At 65.9% G+C, this 15799-nt stretch carries 15 protein-coding genes; 8 read left to right on the top strand and 7 right to left on the bottom strand.

Annotated features, from left to right (window positions below; genetic code table 11):
• Positions 1-42 precede the first annotated feature (42 nt).
• Positions 43-1656 carry a methyl-accepting chemotaxis protein gene (locus ACE3OV_RS05325; protein ID WP_374325760.1) on the top strand — a complete coding sequence of 538 codons (1614 nt, stop codon included), beginning with the start codon at positions 43-45 and terminating at the stop codon, positions 1654-1656.
• 3 nt (positions 1657-1659) lie between these two features.
• Here the strand turns inward: ACE3OV_RS05325 and ACE3OV_RS05320 are convergent, their stop codons facing one another.
• Both ACE3OV_RS05320 and ACE3OV_RS05315 read right to left on the bottom strand, forming a co-directional pair.
• Entirely contained in the window at positions 1660-2838 is a 1179-nt protein-coding gene (locus ACE3OV_RS05320; RefSeq protein WP_374325759.1) for a M20 aminoacylase family protein, read from the bottom strand.
• Positions 2839-2920: 82 nt separating this feature from the next.
• Positions 2921-4264, bottom strand: coding sequence for a tetratricopeptide repeat protein (locus ACE3OV_RS05315; RefSeq protein WP_374325757.1), 1344 nt, complete (start codon positions 4262-4264; stop codon positions 2921-2923).
• A 114-nt stretch (positions 4265-4378) separates the two neighbouring features.
• Here ACE3OV_RS05315 and rapZ point away from each other — a divergent pair, with 114 nt between their 5' ends.
• The 5 genes from rapZ to ACE3OV_RS05290 are packed head-to-tail and all read left to right on the top strand — an operon-like array spanning position 4379 to position 7346.
• Entirely contained in the window at positions 4379-5221 is an 843-nt protein-coding gene (gene rapZ, locus ACE3OV_RS05310) for an RNase adapter RapZ (RefSeq protein WP_374325755.1), read from the top strand.
• Positions 5221-5595, top strand: a complete 375-nt coding sequence (locus tag ACE3OV_RS05305) for a NusG domain II-containing protein (RefSeq protein ID WP_374326233.1) — start codon at positions 5221-5223, stop codon at positions 5593-5595. The genes rapZ and ACE3OV_RS05305 overlap by 1 nt, the downstream gene beginning before the upstream one ends.
• Positions 5576-6109: a Gx transporter family protein gene (locus tag ACE3OV_RS05300; protein ID WP_374325753.1), complete on the top strand. Its 534-nt coding sequence runs from the start codon at positions 5576-5578 to the stop codon at positions 6107-6109. The genes ACE3OV_RS05305 and ACE3OV_RS05300 overlap by 20 nt, the downstream gene beginning before the upstream one ends.
• A complete protein-coding gene (locus ACE3OV_RS05295) occupies positions 6106-6717 on the top strand; it encodes a flavin prenyltransferase UbiX (protein WP_374325750.1) in 612 nt (203 codons plus the stop codon). The genes ACE3OV_RS05300 and ACE3OV_RS05295 overlap by 4 nt, the downstream gene beginning before the upstream one ends.
• Positions 6717-7346: an LON peptidase substrate-binding domain-containing protein gene (locus ACE3OV_RS05290; protein WP_374325748.1), complete on the top strand. Its 630-nt coding sequence runs from the start codon at positions 6717-6719 to the stop codon at positions 7344-7346. The genes ACE3OV_RS05295 and ACE3OV_RS05290 overlap by 1 nt, the downstream gene beginning before the upstream one ends.
• Positions 7347-7392: 46 nt before the next feature.
• On the opposite strand, the gene ACE3OV_RS05285 is transcribed toward ACE3OV_RS05290, so the two are convergent.
• Complete coding sequence (locus tag ACE3OV_RS05285) at positions 7393-7701, bottom strand: P-II family nitrogen regulator (protein ID WP_374325746.1); 309 nt, start codon at positions 7699-7701, stop codon at positions 7393-7395.
• On the bottom strand, positions 7698-8642 hold the full coding sequence (locus ACE3OV_RS05280; protein WP_374325744.1) for a sodium-dependent bicarbonate transport family permease: 945 nt from the start codon (positions 8640-8642) through the stop codon (positions 7698-7700). The genes ACE3OV_RS05285 and ACE3OV_RS05280 overlap by 4 nt, the downstream gene beginning before the upstream one ends.
• Before the next feature lie 107 nt (positions 8643-8749).
• Here ACE3OV_RS05280 and ACE3OV_RS05275 point away from each other — a divergent pair, with 107 nt between their 5' ends.
• The gene (locus ACE3OV_RS05275) at positions 8750-9655 is read left to right on the top strand and encodes a LysR family transcriptional regulator (RefSeq protein WP_374325742.1); all 906 of its coding nucleotides are present in this window, start codon (positions 8750-8752) and stop codon (positions 9653-9655) included.
• On the opposite strand, the gene ACE3OV_RS05270 is transcribed toward ACE3OV_RS05275, so the two are convergent.
• Entirely contained in the window at positions 9652-10086 is a 435-nt protein-coding gene (locus ACE3OV_RS05270) for a cyclic nucleotide-binding/CBS domain-containing protein (protein ID WP_374325739.1), read from the bottom strand. The genes ACE3OV_RS05275 and ACE3OV_RS05270 overlap by 4 nt on opposite strands.
• Before the next feature lie 174 nt (positions 10087-10260).
• Between ACE3OV_RS05270 and ACE3OV_RS05265 the strand changes: the two genes are divergently transcribed.
• Positions 10261-12498, top strand: a complete 2238-nt coding sequence (locus ACE3OV_RS05265; protein ID WP_374325738.1) for an alkaline phosphatase — start codon at positions 10261-10263, stop codon at positions 12496-12498.
• On the opposite strand, the gene ACE3OV_RS05260 is transcribed toward ACE3OV_RS05265, so the two are convergent.
• Both ACE3OV_RS05260 and ACE3OV_RS05255 read right to left on the bottom strand, forming a co-directional pair.
• Positions 12495-14777, bottom strand: coding sequence for a response regulator (locus ACE3OV_RS05260; RefSeq protein WP_374325736.1), 2283 nt, complete (start codon positions 14775-14777; stop codon positions 12495-12497). The two genes, ACE3OV_RS05265 and ACE3OV_RS05260, sit on opposite strands and share 4 nt — an antisense overlap.
• On the bottom strand, positions 14774-15760 hold the full coding sequence (locus ACE3OV_RS05255; protein ID WP_374325734.1) for a sugar ABC transporter substrate-binding protein: 987 nt from the start codon (positions 15758-15760) through the stop codon (positions 14774-14776). The genes ACE3OV_RS05260 and ACE3OV_RS05255 overlap by 4 nt, the downstream gene beginning before the upstream one ends.
• Positions 15761-15799: the final 39 nt, after the last annotated feature.

Here is a 15799-nt window from a genome sequence, read left to right as displayed (position 1 = left end):
CCTCTTACAATGGTAATAGTGATCAAATATAAGGGGACAGTGATGAGCTTTCGTAATCGATTGTTGTTGGGCATGGCGCTGATCATGGCCGCCTTCGTCAGCGCCGTCGCCGTGGCTTATCAAGGCATGCTCGGAACCTCGAGCAGTTTTGGCCGCTTTCTCGACGGCACCAGCGCGCTACGCCAGGATTACCGCGAGATGTACGCCCAGGGCTTGCAGATGGGACAGGCGCTACGCAACATCACCCTCGATCCGGAAAACCCGAAGGCTTACCAGAACCTCGACAAGGCGCGCGAGGATTTCGCCAGGGCGCGCCAGTCGGCGGTTGCCAATGCCGCCAAGGTAGAAGGGTTCAGCGAAACGAGCGCGGGACTGGAAAAGCTGGCCGAGGCCCAGGCCAGCGCCCAGAAGGAAGTGCTGGCAGCGCTCAAGGAAGGCCGCTTCGATGAGGCCAAGGCGCTGATCAATGCCAAGGAAACGCCAGCCTGGCGGAAGTTGAAGCAGGTGCTGCTCGACGATCTCAATGTCCTGAAACAGAAAACACTGGAAGAACGCCAGCGCGTGGAAGATGCCGCACACAATCAGGAAGTGCTGACCCTGGTGCTGACGGCAATTGCCATCCTGATCGGCATCGGCAGCGTGTGGACCACGCTCGCCTACGTCCGCCGCGAACTGGGTGGCGAACCGGCCTACGCCCGTGAGGTTGCCAGCGCCGTCGCCACCGGCGACCTGAGCCGGACGATCGCCCTCGACGGCAGCAACGGCGCCAGCCTGCTCGGTGCGCTGGCCCGCATGCAGGATCAGCTGCGGCAACTGGTCGGTTCGCTGGCCAGCCACGCCCGGGAAGTCGAGCAAGGCGCCCGTCTGGTCGATGACGCGACGCGTCAGGTCGCCGCCGGCAGCCAGCAGCAGTTGAACTACGCTCAGGAAATGGTCAGCAATGTCCATGTCGCAACCAGCGGCCTCAACGACATCATGCGGGCGGTCAGCGAAGCCGAACGCATCGTCGGCGACTCCGGCGCCACCTCCGACAGCGGCGCCGCGCTGGCCAGCAAGGCGGCGGCGGAAACTGCCGAAATGGCCGGCTCGGTGCAAACGACGGCGACCCACATCCGCGAACTGGGCGCCCAATCGGCAAAAATCAGCTCGATTCTCGGCGTCATTTCCGACATCGCAGGCCAGACCAACCTGCTCGCCCTCAACGCCGCCATCGAGGCCGCCCGCGCCGGCGAACAGGGCCGCGGCTTCGCCGTCGTTGCCGACGAGGTGCGCAAGCTGGCTGAGCGCACCAGCCAATCCACCGCCGAGATCTCGGCCATGGTTTCCAGCATCCAGTCCGGCACCCAGCGAGCCGTCGAAGGCATGGAGGCCGGCCTGCTGCAGGTTGGCGAGAGCGTCGAACTGTCCCGCCAGTCGCGTGAGGCCTTTGACCGCATGAAGGCCAGTTCGCAGGAAGTCAGCACGGTCGTCGGACGCATCGCGCAGGCGATCAGCGCCGAAAACGACAGCGAACAGAAGATCGAAGCGCTGGTCGAGCAGGTGCGCAACCTGATCGCCCAGAACGATCAGGCACTACGCCAGGTAGTGAGCAGCGCCGACCGCCTGAACGCCGTTTCCGGCGAACTCAATCAGGCCATCGCCCGCTTCCGCCTGTAGTTTTCAGGCCTGCTTGGGCAGGGCGCGGCGCACCAGCTGCGCCCAGTAAGCGACGCCCAGGGTCAGCAACTGGTCGTTGAAATCATAGTGCGGGTTGTGCAGCGTGCACCCGCCAGTGCCCGGGCCGTTGCCCAGCCAGACGTAGCAGCCGGGTTTCTCGCGCAGCATGTAGGCGAAATCCTCGGCACCCATCGACGGCAGGATGTCGGTCAGCACCCGCTCGGCGCCGAACACCTCGGCGGCGACCTGCTGGCAGAATTTTGCCTCAGCCGGGCTGTTGACCGTCGGCGGATAGCGGTGCTCGAAACGCACCGAAATCTGCGCCCCGTTGGCGGCGGCGATGCCGCTGCACAGCCGCTCGATGGCGCGCTCGATGCTCTCCTGGACTTCCGGCTTGAAGCTGCGGATGGTGCCGCGCATCACCACTTCTTCCGGGATGATGTTCCAGGCCTCGCCAGCGTGAAACTGGGTGACGCTGACCACCGCCGCGTCGCAAGGATGCAGCGTGCGGCTGACCACGGTCTGCAGCGCCTGCACCAGTTGCGCGCCGGTGACGATGGCGTCGATCCCCTGGTGCGGCATCGCCGCGTGGCAGCCGTGGCCGCGCACGTGAATCTCGAAACCGCAGGTGCCGGCCATCACCGGCCCCGGCATCGCCATCATCTCGCCGACCGGGATGCCCGGCCAGTTGTGCAGGCCAAATACTGCCTCGACCGGGAATTTCTCGAACAGGCCGTCCTCGATCATCACCGCCGCGCCGCCCTCGGACTCCTCGGCCGGCTGGAAGATGAAGACGACGGTACCGTCGAAATCCTGGTTCTCCGCCAGGTAGCGGGCAGCACCGAGCAGCATCGCCGTGTGGCCATCGTGGCCGCAGGCGTGCATCTTGCCGGGGTGACGCGAGTGGTGCGGGAATTCGTTCAGCTCGGCGAGCGGCAGCGCGTCCATGTCGGCGCGCAGACCAATCATGCGCGCCGAGCTGCCAGCCTTGAGGACACCGACGACACCGGTTTTCGCCAGGCCACGATGCACTTCCAGACCGTAGCGGAGCAGTTCGCCGGCAACGATGTCGGCCGTCCGTTGCTCGTCAAAAGCCAGTTCCGGATGAGCATGGATGTCACGACGCAGCGCCGTCAACTCGGCCAGAAAAGACAGCTCGAACAGGGGAAGGGTCGGGGTCATGGTGTCTCTCCACGGGTTTTCTTGTACCAGCCATTATCCCGGATTCCTCGATTGACCGCAGTCGTCCGTCGCCGGGCGCCGCCTAGTCGAAATCGACCGGATGCAAATGGAGTTTCTGTTGATCCTCCACCAGATGCAACGGAACGGCATGACTGTTACGGATCAGGAACAGGCTGTCACCGGCGGCCAGTCGCTGTCTGAACCACGCTTCATCGCTCGACGAACTGGCCAGGCAACCGCCACGGTCGGTGCGGTAGCTGGGACCATTGTCCAAGGCCAACGGCTCGTCAGTGGGCGCGCTGAGCGCAACGACGCGCGCCGACTCGTTGGCCAGCGGCAAGCCATCCGGCCCGTCAATGTCCGTCAGGCAAAGACGCAGGCTGATCTTACCCGCCGGCAATTGCGCAGGCCGTCCCCGTTTTTCGGCGATGAAGCGCATCCGAGCCAGCCGCTGCGCGGCATCCTTGTAGGCATAGGGCGGCCAACTGACAGCATGTTTCCGGGCCAAGGGATGCAGTTCGTCTACCTGGGCGAGCAGCTCCGCCAATGCTTCGATACCCTGCTCGGCGCGCAAACGTCGGCCAAAAATTTGGGACAGCTCCCCCAGCGCTTCGGCGAAACCGGCCCGCGCCGCCCGCAGGAAATAGCCCTCGGCCAAACCTGCGGGATCGCCGGCGTCCTTTTCCAGCAGACCCAGGGCATGAGTCGCGGCAAGCACACCGCGCGCCTGCGCCTTCTCGAACCAGGGACGGGCAGCGGCATGATCACCGCTGTAGTAAAGCATGGCGCCGTAGTTCTGGAAGACCGTCGCCACCTCGCGGGCGACCCCGAGATCGACCCACTTCATCAGTTCTTGCCGGTCAGCCTCGTCGGCAACGATGCGCCAGGCGGTGCTGCGCACGCGAACGATATCGCCGATCACGGCCGCATCGCCCGACAGGGCGTAAGCCTGCTCGTAGTAACTGGCTGCCGTCAGCAACATGGCACGCTCGTCCGCCAGGCCGAACAGCTGAGAACGGGTCAGGTCGTGCGCGCGCCCGAGGTTGTACAAGGTCGGCTCGCGCAAACCGGCATCCAGCGCCTGCTGGAAGAAGCGGATCGCCGCCCCCCTATCGCCGCGCTCCAGCGACAAGTTGCCAAGGTTGTGAAGAGCACGCGGACTGCCGAGCTTGGCGGCCTGTTGGTAATAAATGATCGCCTGCTCGGTATCGACCTCAATCCCGAGCCCAAGATGGCAAGCCTTGCCAAGCAGGAACAAGGCATCGGCGGCCGCTTCACCACCACCGCTCGCCACCTCCCGGGCCGCCGCCTGAAACGCGGGGTAATTCTTCTCCAGCAGCAGTTGCTCGATGGCCGAGGGCGCCGCCCACACAACAGATGACAGCAAGGCAAGATAAAAGGCCAGCAGGTGGCGACGCGAAGACATGAAGGAGAGCATGGCAGACAGAACAAAAGCGGGGAAAGCATGATATGCCATAGTCCTGACCATCAGCCAAGGAAAGTTGCCGCACACCGCCGCCATCCTTTATCCTCACCGACCATGGAACTCATACTGATCAGCGGCCTTTCCGGCTCCGGCAAGTCCGTCGCCCTCAACCTGCTTGAAGACTCTGGCTATTACTGCGTCGACAACCTGCCGGTGGCGATGCTGACGGTTCTTGCCGGCATGCTCAAGGAAGAGGCCGTAAGCAAGGTGGCGGTCGCCATCGACGCCCGCTCCGGCGGCGGCATCGATCTGCTGCCCGGCAAACTCAAGCGCCTGAGCGAGGACGAGGTCAAGGTCACCTTCCTGTTCCTGCACGCCAACGAGGAAACGCTGCTCAAGCGCTATTCCGAATCGCGGCGCCGCCACCCGCTGGCCGACGAGCAGCGTTCGCTGGCCGAATCGATCCGCCTGGAGAGCGAACTGTTGGCGCCGATCGCCGGTCTCGGCCACCGCATCGACACCAGCGGCCTGAAAGCCAGCGCCCTGCGCGAATGGGTGCGCCAGTTCATCGAAAGCCAGCCCGGCCAGGGGCTGACGCTGATGTTCGAATCCTTCGGCTTCAAGCACGGCCTGCCGCTCGATGCTGACCTCGTCTTCGACGTCCGCTGCCTGCCCAACCCGCATTACGATCCCGCCTTGCGCCCGCTCACCGGACGCGACCGTCCGGTCGCTGAATTCCTCGAAAGCGACCCCGACGTCGTCCGCATGCGCGAGGACATCGGCCGCTTCGTCGCCGACTGGCTGCCCAGCTACATCCGCGACAACCGCAATTACCTGACGGTGGCCATCGGCTGCACCGGTGGCCAGCACCGCTCCGTCTATCTGGCGGAAACGCTGGCCCGCCGCTTCGCCGGCCAGGCCCGTGTGCTGGTCCGGCATCGCACGCTGGCCGGTTGATGCGCTGGCTGGCGCTGATCCGCCCCGGCGACTGGCTGGTTTTCCTGCTTGTTGCGGCGCTGGTCGGTTTCAGCATCCCGCAATTCTGGCAGGGCGGCCTCGCCGACCGCGCCATCGTTCGCCAGGAGGGCAAGGTCTTTGCCGAGGTCGATCTGCGGACCCGGCGCGAAATCCTCGTCCCGGGCCCGCTCGGCATCACCCGGATTGCAGTCGAACCGGGGCGCGCGCGCGTCGTCGCCGACCCTGGTGTACGCCAGTATTGCGTCAAGCAGGGCTGGCTGATGCGGCCCGGCGAAATCGCCATCTGCGCCCCCAACCGCGTCAGCCTGCAGATCACCGGCCGGACCAAGGTCTATGACTCGCTCAGTTATTGAACTCACGGTCACCCCGGAAGACCGCCGGGTGGCCTGGCTGGCCACCGCTGCGGTTGGCCTGGCGCTGGTCGACGCGGCGATCCCGACGCCGCTGCCGGGAATCAAGCCGGGGCTCGCCAACATCGTCACGCTGATCGTTCTACTCCGCTACGGCTGGGGCACCGCGGTCTGGGTCAGCGTCCTGCGCGTCCTCGCCGGCAGCCTGCTGCTCGGCTATTTCCTCGCTCCCGGCTTCTTCCTGTCGGCCGCCGGCACGACGCTCAGCCTGCTCACGCTGGGCCTCGCCCGCCACCTGCCAGCGCGCTGGTTCGGGCCGGTCAGCCTGTCCATCCTCGCTGCGCTGGCACACATCGGCGGCCAGCTACTGCTCGCCCGCGCCTGGCTGATCCCGCACGACGGCGTCTTCCTGCTGCTGCCGCTGTTCGCCGCCGCCGCGTTATTCTTCGGCACCATCAACGGCCTGATCGCGGCTAAACTGCTGGCTGACTCTCCCGCCCCGGATTCCGCTTCATGAGTGCCACCGTCTGCCTCGCCCTGACCGGCGCCTCCGGCCTGCCCTATGGCCTGCGCCTGCTCGAATGCCTGCTCGGCGCCGGCTGCCGCGTGCAACTGCTGTATTCGCAGGCGGCGCAGATCGTCGCCCGCCAGGAACTGGATTTCGACCTGCCGTCGCGCCCGGCCGACGCCAAGGCTGCGCTGCTCGCCCGTTTTCCCGGCGTTGATGGCGACAGGCTGCAGGTTTTCGGCCGCGAGGAATGGTTCGCGCCGGTCGCTTCCGGTTCCAATCCGCCCGACGCGATGATCGTCTGCCCCTGTTCGATGGGCACGCTGGCTGCAATCGCCCAGGGGCTTTCCGACAAACTGATCGAGCGCGCCGCCGACGTCGTCCTCAAGGAAGGCCGCAAGCTGGTGCTGGTTCCCCGTGAAACACCGTTCTCGGCGATCCATCTGGAAAACATGCTGCGCCTGTCGCGCGCCGGCGCCGTCATCCTGCCGCCCAGTCCCGGTTACTACCACCACCCGCAGAGCGTGCAGGACATCGTCGATTTCGTCGTCGCCCGCGTCCTCGACCAGATCGCCGTTCCCCACACGCTGATGCAGCGCTGGGGCGAGGACCGCTGATGGGCTGGTTCGACTTCATCCGCGCCCCCGGCGGCGGCGGCGTCGAGACGCTGGAGATTCCGCTGTTTCCGCTCAACACCGTGCTCTTCCCCGGCGGCGTGCAGCCCTTAAAGGTCTTCGAACAGCGCTACCTGGACATGACGGCCGCCTGCCTGAAGGACAACACGCCCTTCGGCATCTGCCTGATCGATGCCGGCGCCGAGGTCGGCGAAGCGGCGGTGCCGCACACCGTCGGCACATTGGCCAGCATCGCCAACTGGGAAATGGAACAGCTCGGCATCCTGATGCTCGACGCCATCGGCGGGCGGCGCTTCCGCATCCTCGACCACGAGGTCGGCGGCGACAAGTTGTTGCGCGCCACCGTCGAACTGCTTGCCGAACCTGACGTGCCGCTACCGCAGAACCGCGAGCGGCTGCTGCCTCTGCTCCAGCGCGTGGTCGGCGACCTCGGCCCGGCGCGCATGCCGGAACCGCACCGCTACGACGATGCCGGCTGGGTCGGCTACCGGCTGACCGAGGTGCTGCCGATCCAGAACCTGGCCAAGCAGAAGTTGCTCGAACTCGACGACCCGCTGGCCCGCCTGGAAATCCTCGAAACCTTCCTCGATCAGCGCAAGCTGCTGGGCTAGGGCGTATTCACAGTAAGCAACGGGCGCAGGTTACTGTGAACACGCCCTAAAACTTCTCCGCCCGCAGCACCTGGACGTCGGACAGGAAGACAACGAGCTGGTAGCTACTGAAATACTGCGCCTCCAGGTGACGGATGACGGCTTCGGCGACCGCTTCGTCGCACAGCACCTCGACCCGGATGTTGGCACTGGCCGGCCAGGCCGCGTCGCGGCGACCGTGGGCGCCGCTGCCGCGGGCGTCGGAAATCGTGTAGCCATGCGCCCCGAAACCCGGCAATTCCTTCTCCAGGCGCTTCTCCAGCGCCGCCTCGCAGACGATGGTCAGCAACTTGCGGGTTTGCAACGGGCGATTCATGCGAAGACTCCATGCAGGGTAGTGGCCAGCCAATAATAGGCCGGAATGCCGAACAACAGGTTGAAGGGGAAGGTGACGCCGAGCGCGGCGCCGATCGACAGCCCCGGGTTGGCTTCCGGTACGGCGATGCGCATCGCCGCCGGCGCCGCGATGTAGGACGCGCTGGCATAGAGCGTCGCGAGCAGCGTCGTGCCGCCGACCGACAGGCCGAGCAAGAGGCCGGTGACGATGCCGAGCGTGGCTCCGACCAGCGGCATGGCGATGGCGAAGCCGGCGAGGAAGACACCGGCCCGGCGCAGGTCGCCGATGCGGCTGGCGGCGACCAGGCCCATTTCGAGCAGGAAGATCGCCAGCATGCCCTTGAACAGGTCGAAGAACAGCTTGTCGAGCGGCTTCAGACCCTCGCTGCCGGCGACCCAGCCGATCACCAGGCCGCCGAGCAGCAAGACGATGCTCTTGCCGGCGAAGACCTCGTGCAGCACCTTGCCCCAGTCAGCCGAGCCCGCGCCGCGGCGCGCCAGCCAGATGCCGATCATCAGCGCCGGGAATTCGAGCAGGACGAGGAACACAGTCATGTAGCCCTCGGCGCTCTCGCCGCGGCCGAGCAGGAAGGTCGAAGCAACGGCGAAGGTGACAACGCTGACCGAGCCGTAATGGGCGGCGATCGACGCCGCATCGGCGCGCGGCAGCTTGCCCAGGCGCGCCAGCACCGGAAAGGCGATGAGCGGGATCAAGGCCCCGGCGGCGACAACGACGGCGGCGGCGAGCAGCAACTCGCCGACCGGGTAGCGCGCCAGCTCGACGCCGCCCTTAAGGCCGATGGCGAGCAGCAGGAAGATGCTCAGCGACTCGTAGAGGACGGCGGGGATGCGCAGGTCGGAACGGATCAGCCCGGCCAGCGCGCCGAGCAGGAAGAAGAGGATGACGGGTTCGAAGGGCATGAAGGCTATCCAGCAGGCGGCGGGGCCGCGACGGCGTGACTATCCCTTCTGCCAGCGATTAAATCCAATTAAACTTGGCACGCCAAGCATTTGTTGAAACTTATATATTGAAGCGCCACATCACCCCGCGCCAGCTTGAAACCTTTGCCACGGTCGCCCGTCTGGGCAGTTTCTCGCGCGCCGCCGAGACCCTGCACCTGACCCAGCCGGCGGTCTCGATCCAGGTCCGCCAACTGGTAGAAACGCTGGGCCTGCCGCTGTTCGAGCAGATCGGCCGCGACATCCGTCTGACCGCCGCCGGCGAGGAATTGCTGGCGACGGTGCGCGTCCTCGACCACGAATGGAACCGCCTCGACGCTGCGATCGGCGCGTTGAAAGGCCTGCACAGCGGGCGTCTGCGCGTCGCCCTGGTGAATACCGCACAGTACTTCCTGCCGCGCATGCTCGGCGCCTTCTGCCGCCGCTACCCGGAGATCGACGTCCAGCTCGAGATCACCAACCGCGCCGGCGTCGTCGACCGGATGCGCAAGAACGAGGACGACCTCTACATCATGTCCTACCCGCCGCAGGACATCGACGTCGTCGTCCGCCCCTTCCTCGACAACCCGCTGCATGTCGTCGCCCCGCTCGGCCATCGCCTGACCGGCCGGCGGATCGACGCCACCGCGCTGGCCGACGAGCCCTTCCTGCTGCGCGAAGCCGGCTCCGGTTCGCGGGCGGCGGTGGATCGTCATCTGCAGGCGAGCGGGCAGACGCTCAAGGTCAGGCTGACGGTCGCCAGCAACGAGGCGATCCGCGACCTCGTCGCCAGCGGCGTCGGGCTTTCCATCCTGTCGCGCCACGCGCTCGCCGCCGATCCGGCTGACAACGGCCTCTGCCTGCTCGACGTTGCCGGCTTCCCGATCCAGCAACCGTGGTCGATCGTGCACCTGAAGGGCAAGGTGCTCTCCCTGCCCGCCCAAGCCTTCATCGGCGAACTGCTGCAGGCGGCGGCGCCGCCGGCAGCGGCTTAGAGAACTTCCGCCAGCGCCTCGCGCTGCGCCATCTCGCCGGCGAAACTGATCATTTCCAGGCCCAGCGCGTCACGCGCCGAAACCAGGCCGAGCGGCCGGCCGCCCGGATCGACCACCGGCATGTGGCGGAAGCCGCCCTCGTACATCAGGTGCAGGACATGGCCGAAGATCATCTCCGGCGGCACGGTGCGCGGTTCCGGCGTCATCACCGCCGACACCGGCGTCGTCCCGTCCAGCCCCGCGGCCAACACCTTGTAGGCCAGGTCGCGCTCGGTGCAGATGCCGAGCAGCAGGCCCTCCGGCGACACCACCAGGACGGCCGCCTGGCTGTGCCGCTTCATGTGCGCGGCGACGGTGCGCACGTCGTCTTGCGGCTGGCAGACCAGGAATTGGCGATTCTGGACAATCTTGATCACAGCTCTGTTCGGCATTTTCGTCTCCTCGTGTTGGTAGGTTGTACTACTGAGGGTAGTGACCGGTTGCCGGGACGGAAGTTGCAACGAAATTCGCCGGTCCGGCGACTTCGCTGATCCAACGCGGGCTGTCACAGCCCCATAACCTGCCCCCGGCAGACTGCGCACTTTCCGCATCGTCAGGGGCTGTTCATGAGCGTCAACGTCACGCGCCGCAATTTCCTGCGCGCCACCGGTTTCATCACCACCTCGATCGCCACCTTCGGACTCGGCGGCTGCCTGGGCAGCAGCGGTGGCGGCAGTGCCGACCGCCACAAGTTTCCGCAAAGCGTCGCCGCTGCCGATCCGCGCCCGGACAGCGTCGTGCTGTGGACCCGCATCCTGGCGCAAGGCGCCGACGACATCGCGGTCGCCAGCAGCGGCGACATCGACGCCCAGTTGCTGCTTTCCAGCGACCCCGCCAACGCCGCGCTGCTCGGCGGCAACCAGGCGCTGCAGGGCAAGGAGATCGCCACCGTCAGCGTTACCGCCCAGCAACGCTACGACCACACGATCCGCCACAAGCTGGGCGGCCTCAGCCCGGCCACCACCTACTATTACCAGTTCCGCGTCGACGGCAGTCGCTCGCGCGTCGGCCGTTTCCGCACCGCGCCGGCCAGCGACGCCGCGATCGGTCAGCTCAAGTTCGGCCTGCTCGTATGCCAGGACTGGAGCGTCAATCACTGGGCCGGTTTCGACGACCTGCTGGCGCGCGACGACGATCTCGATTTCTTCATCCACCTCGGCGACTACATCTACGAAACGGTCGGCGCCGCCTTCCAGAGCGGCAGCGTCGAAAGCCGCCACAGCGCGCTGGTCTTTCCCGACGGCACCGCCAACGCCGACGGTTCGAGCTACGCGACCAGCCTCGACGACTACCGCTACCTGTACAAGCGCTACCGTTCCGACCCGCGCCTGCAGGCGGTCCATGAGCGCTACGCGATGATCGCCATCTGGGACGACCACGAGTTTTCCGACGACTGCTGGGGCGACGCCGTCACCTACGACAACGGCAGCTACGACCCGGCCAGCGGTGCTGGCGACAACAGCCACGCCACTACCCGCCGTCGCGCCGCCAACCAGGCCTGGTTCGAGTACATGCCTGCCGACGTCAGCTTCGACGACTCGGTCGCCGGCTTCGCGACGATCCGCCTCTACCGCGACTTCCGCTTCGGCACCCTGGCCCACCTGCTGATGACCGACGAACGTCTCTACCGCAGCGACCACCTGATCCCGGAAGCGGCGCCCAACCCGGCCACCGGCAATGCCATCGGCTCGCTCGGCAGCCGCTACATGGTCCCCGAAGCCCTCCTCTACGACCAGGTCGAAGCGGCCAAGATCGCCGCCGGCACCGCCCTCGGCGACCCGCTGGCGCTGGTCTCGATGCTCGGCGCAACGCAGCGCGACTGGTGGAAGACGACGCTGGGCAACGCCAGCACGACCTGGAAGCTGTGGGGCTCGGAAGTCATGCTGCTCAAGCTCGGCCTCGACGGCACGCGCGCCATCGCCGCGCTGATCGCCCTGCAGGCGGTGCCGACGGTAGGTGCCGCCACCGCCTTCGGCGTGATCATGCCGGACATCGTCGCCAACGGCGTCAATTCGGCCTACATCCCGGCCGCCGACAAGGCCGCGCTCGCCCCCTACTTCCAGAAATTCGTCCTCAACGCCGACATGTGGGACGGCTACGACGCCGAACGGCGCGAGCTGATGAACTTCATCGCCGGCCACAACATCGCCAACGTCGTCGCCCTGACCGGCGACATCCACGCCTTCTACGCCGGCGAAGTGCGCGACAACTACCGCGCCGTGAGCGGCGGCAACCCGGTGATGAACGAGATCGTCGTCGCCGGCGTCTCCAGTGATTCCTTCTTCTCCTACCTGAAGAGTGCCGTCGCCGCGCTGTCCAGCGACCTCGCCACGTTGGTCTACTACCCGATCAGCAATCTGCCGGTACCCGGCGTCGGCACCATCAGCTTCGACGTCAACCTGCTCGACTACACCCTCGGCCGCCCGGCGCCGACGCTCGCCGACCTGCAGCAGCAGGTGCGCCACCCGGTGCGCAGCGCGCTGGCGCAAAAGGACATCCCGGAAGCCCAGCTCGACGCGACGACCGACGCCGTGGTCAACGCGCTGGCCGCCGACCCCGCCTTCAATACCAAGCTGCTCGGCCTCGCCCAGACCCTCGCCGGGCTCGACGGCAACCCCTGGCTGGAACACATCGACAGCGACGCCCAGGGTTACGGCGTGGTCACGCTGACGCCGGGCGAACTGGTCTGCCACCTGCGCAAGATGCATCGCCTGATCGGCAGCGCGGCGCCGAACGGGCCGGTGGTGGCCAGCGAAACGACGATCCGGATCGCTGCCGGGTCGCCCCAGGTGAATGTCGGTTAGTTTTCCGCAGCTACTGGCTGGCGCTTGCTCAGCCAGTTGAGCAGCATGGCGTAGAGCTGTTCCGGACGGACCGGCTTGGCGATGAAGTCATCCATGCCGGCAGCAAAGCAGCGCTGCCGGTCCTCGGCGAAGGCGTTGGCGGTCATGGCGAGGATCGGCGTGTGCGCATGCGGCGCCAGCTGCCGGATGCGCCGCGTCGCTTCCAGCCCGTCCATGTTGGGCATCTGCATGTCCATCAGGATCAGCCCGTAATCGTTCCCGGCCGCCAGTTGCACCGCCACCGCGCCGTCCGCCGCAGTGTCGACGACCAGACCGGCATCTTCAAGCATGGCAAGAGCGATTTCCCGGTTGATCGGCTCGTCCTCCGCCAGCAGGACGCGGGTACCGGCGTGATTCCGGCCGAGGAGAGCTTCCGCCTGCATCTGAGGCAGGTCGGCCGTCGCAGTCGCAGCCGGCGCCTTGCGCAGCCGCGCGGTGAACCAGAAGGTGCTGCCCTGGCCCGGTACACTGCTCGCCCCGGCCGCGCCCCCCATCAGTTCGGCCAGTTTTCGGGTGATCGCCAGCCCCAGGCCGGTACCGCCATATCTCCGTGTCGTCGAGTTGTCGACCTGAACGAAGGCGGAAAAGAGGCGCTCCAGGGCGCCGCTCTCGATACCGATTCCGGTGTCGCTGACTGCAAAACGCAACAGGAGATCGTCACTCGTCTCTTCGAGCACCAGTGTCCGCAGGGTGATCGTGCCGGCCTCGGTGAATTTGACGGCATTCGCCAGATAGTTGAGCAGGGCTTGCTGGAGACGCGTGCGGTCGCCCATCAGTGCAAACGGTATGCTGGCATTTTCGAGCACCAGATGCAGCCCCTTGGCGCGCAGGTTGCCGCCGACGATAGCCACGACGTTGTCGACAATCTCCGCGATGCGCACCGGCTCCTCTTCCAGGACGAATTTCCCGGCTTCGATCTTGGACAGGTCGAGAATCGCATTGATGATTTCCACCAGGTGATGCCCTGCGCCTTCCAGCTTGTCCAGCTGATCGGCCTGCGTGCCGCTGACCCCGGCACGCCGGATCATGTGCGCCATGCCGGTGATGGCGTTGAGCGGCGTGCGGATTTCGTGGCTCATGTTGGCCAGGAAGGCGCTCTTCGCCATGTTGGCGGTTTCGGCAGCCTCCTTCGCCTGCTGCAGTTCGATCGTCCGCTCGGCAACCACCTCTTCCAGATGATCGCGGTTGCGCACAATCTCCAGCTGGTTGGCCCGGCTTTCGGTAATGTCGTGACCGATGCCGAGCACACCGATGAGCGCCCCGTCGGGCCCGAACATCGGTGTCTTCGTCGTTTCGAGCAGGGCCCGGCGGCCATCCGCGGCATAGGTGATCCATTCCTCGTTGACCGTGGACTTGCCCGCCGCAACGGCAGCCCGGTCGTTGGCCCGGAAACTGTCGGCGAGCACCGGATCGACGAAATCGTAATCGGTCTTGCCGACTATCACTTCTTCCGGATGTCCGAAAAAGCGCTCGAACTCCCGGTTACAGGAAAGGTAGACCCCATCGGCGTCCTTCAGCCAGATCAGATCCGGAATGGTCGAAATGACGGTACGCAACAATACACGTTCCTGATCCAGCTCCTGGGCAACACGCCGGATCGGCATGGCGAAATGGGCACTCAGGCGCCGGGTCAGGACGATCCCGATCAACAGCAGGCCGGAGGTCAGGACGATCATGTACACCATGCCGGCACGCAAGGCATTCGAACTCTCGACTTCCGACAGGCCAACCTGAATCACCCCGAGCACGGCGTTGTCGTAACCGCCCCGATAAACCAGTGTCACCTCGCGTATCGGCACGCCATCGCGCACCAGGTGGCGGACCACTTCCGGCGTCCGCTCCGAAACCACCTGCTCGATCAGCGGCAACAGTCCAGGATCGACCGGCGCGTCGTTGCGCGCCGGATCGCTGTCGGCAATCACCTGGCCGGCCTTGTCGATCAGACGTACATAGACCAGATCCGGATGCGACTGCTTGACCTCCTCCAGCATCAGGCGGGCGTGATACTTGCCGGAAAAACTGATGCGATTGACCGCGTTGGCGAGCACACGCGTGGTCAGCGAGGAAAGCTTGTCCTGCTCGCGGCTCATGACCTGATAGAGATAACCGCCACCCGCCAGCAGGATGACGGCCATCAGGACAAAGATCAGCCCGCCGAAGGCAAGGGCCATGCGCCGGTCAACGTCGGCGACATTGGGCAGGATGGCACCGCCCCGGGTTATCGCGCCGGGCCTTGTCACCGGGACTCCATGACCTGGCCCGACCACAACCGCTGATTGGCCTGCCACGGCTTCTCGAAAGCCTGGGGCAGTGGCCCCAGCCAGCCCGGATAACGATCCACGGTTTCACGGGTGACCGGAAAGACCGGAACCAGAATGTGCCTGGCCACCGGTTGCTTGCGCAGCACCGCATAGGCAACCCGCATGGCTTCGGCGCCCAGCGGACCGCAGAACTGGGCGGCATCGATCACCGACAGACGACCGGCACGGATGTTGCCCACCGCCACCGGATCGCCATCGACGCTGGCCACTGCAATTTCGTCACGCCCCGCCCGCGCCAGCACGTCGACCACAGCCAGACCGCCGCCATCATTTACGGTGAACACGACATCAACGCTGTTACGCTGGGGAAAGTCACGCAGGATCGCCTCGCCCGCCTTGCGTCCACCAAGCGGCTCAACGGCCTCGTAGGTCTTGAGGATGCGGAAGGCCTTGCCATGGTCGCGCAGGGCATCCAGGAAAGCATTCAGGCGTTCGACCGTCGACGAGACCAGCGGATACTCGACCAGCGCCAGACGCAACACCGCATTGCCAGGAAACCGGGAAGCGATGTACTCGCCGCCCAGATAACCTGCCTGACGGTTGTCCGAGGTCACGTAGGACGCAAGTTTGCCGCCGCTGATGTATTGATCGTAAGCAACCACGGGAATTCCCGCCGCATTGGCCGCCTTGAGCGGCGCCGCCAGCGCCGCGTTATCCGACGGCTGGACGACGATGATGTCGGGCCGGGCTGCCACCATGGCCTGCATCTGACGAATCTGACGCTCGACGCCATCGACACCGTCGCCAGCCACCTCCGGCAGCAGCACAACGCCACGCGCCCCTGTCCTGGGCGCCTGTTCGTTGATCCGTCTGGCCTCGGCCTCCAGCCCCTGACGCATCGCCACCTGACCGGGAATGCTCATCGACCAGTAAAGCACTCCCACCTTGTAAGCGCTCTCCACCGCAGTCGCCGCACCGCACAGACTGAGGAGAAATCCGAG

The sequence above is a fragment of the Azonexus sp. genome, assembly GCF_041909095.1.
Classification (GTDB): Bacteria; Pseudomonadota; Gammaproteobacteria; order Burkholderiales; family Rhodocyclaceae; genus Azonexus.
The sequence above is the reverse complement of the archived record's forward strand: the minus strand, read 5'-3'. Positions and strand labels throughout refer to the sequence as shown.